Annotated in this window: 2 protein-coding genes; both read left to right on the plus strand. The window is 65.0% G+C overall.

Going from position 1 to position 1,359, the window contains the following annotated elements; translation table 11 throughout:
- On the plus strand, positions 1-558 hold a 558-nt coding region (locus ACFV20_RS36975; protein WP_385665520.1), incomplete at its 5' end, for a hypothetical protein.
- Positions 555-1,292, plus strand: a complete 738-nt coding sequence (locus ACFV20_RS36980; RefSeq protein WP_385665523.1) for a hypothetical protein — start codon at positions 555-557, stop codon at positions 1,290-1,292. The genes ACFV20_RS36975 and ACFV20_RS36980, both read left to right, overlap by 4 nt.
- Positions 1,293-1,359 lie beyond the last annotated feature (67 nt).

Raw genomic sequence — 1,359 nt, forward strand, 5'->3', positions numbered from 1 at the left:
CAGGACCCGGTGGCAGTACTCTCCGAGTTCGACGGGTTCCGTGGATTAGCCGAGGGCCGCCGCGCCCCGTCCGCTGCCGAGCTGATCAGCCAGGTCCCCTACCAGTGCATCCTGGAGTATGTCCTGGCCAGGGCAGGCGCGGACCAGGAACACCCAGCCGTACCCAAGGTGGCAGGCTATGCGGATTCGATAGCGGTGCGGCCGTGGTTCGACGCCGTGGATCCCGGAGACCTTCGCCCCAAACTTTCGGCAGCCACGGGAATCGCTCCCCAGAACATCTCCGCCCAGCTGACCGCTGGACGGCTGGCTACGAGGCTCGCCGTCGAGGCTGCCCGCCAGGCAGGTGTGTCCCTGACCAGCGGCCTGGTGGTAACCGGGGTGCTGCAGCCCGAGGAGGGCGGCTGGCCGCCCACGGGCCGTGAAGAGGCACTGGCTGCCCTGACCGACGCTGAACTTGTCTCCCTTGCCCGGGACAGGCTGGACGCGCTGGCCAAGGTGCTGCGCAAACGTGAACAAGATGACAAGTATGACCACGCACTCTTGGAGAATCTGGGATGACCGCAGGATTTGCCGTCCAGGTATCGGCGTTCGCGCTGAGTTTCCTTTTTGCCCTGTTCCGCCTGCCGGACGCCATCCGCGGCCGCAACCGCAGCATCTTCTTCTGCATGGTGCTCATAGCCGTCTCCACCGGTCTCAGCCTGCCGCTGATCTACGAGTTCGTTGACCCGCTCCTGGGTGGATTCAACCTGGCCAACCTGCTGCTGCGCTATTCGCTGTACGGGGTCTTCGTGATCCTGGGCCTGCGCGGTGCCGCCGCCTTCGGTGCCGAATGGGCCCGGCGGCTCATCGTGGGGCCGGTTGGGCTGGTTGTCCTGGGGCTCACGGTGGTGCTGACTGCCGCCTTCTTCCTGGCCAGCGACATCCCCGTCACCTCGACGGGGTTGCTGGACTACAACGACCAGGTGAGCGTGGAGGTCTACGGGATGCTCGGAAGGCTGTATCCCGCCTACGTCGCGGCCTGCGTTTGCGCGCCGGCGCTCGCTGCTGCGCGGAACTCCCGCTACCGGCTGCCGCACCGGATAGGGTCCGGCCTCTTCGGCGTAGGGCTGGCCGTGGTGGTGCTTTTCACCGCCCTCACCCTGGTAGCGGACATCGGAGTCTTCATGCTGCTGCTCCCGTTCTCCGCTGTCATTCTGGTGACGCTCGGCCTCGCCGTCATGTGGGTCTCGAACCGCCTCCAGATGCGCCGGCCGGCGGGTGCCGCACGCCTGAGGAACGTTAAGAAAATGTGAGTCGAAAATAATGGGATGCGTTCACAAATTCATGACCCTGTGCCAGACTAATGAATATGTAACGTCC

Source organism: Streptomyces sp. NPDC059696 (assembly GCF_042733745.1).
Lineage (GTDB): Bacteria > Actinomycetota > Actinomycetes > Streptomycetales > Streptomycetaceae > Streptomyces.

Excerpts from the sequence above, each read along its gene's own strand:
- ACFV20_RS36980 (WP_385665523.1), top strand. The coding sequence starts at position 555 with ATGACCGCAGGATTTGCCGTCCAGGTATCGGCGTTCGCGCTGAGTTTC.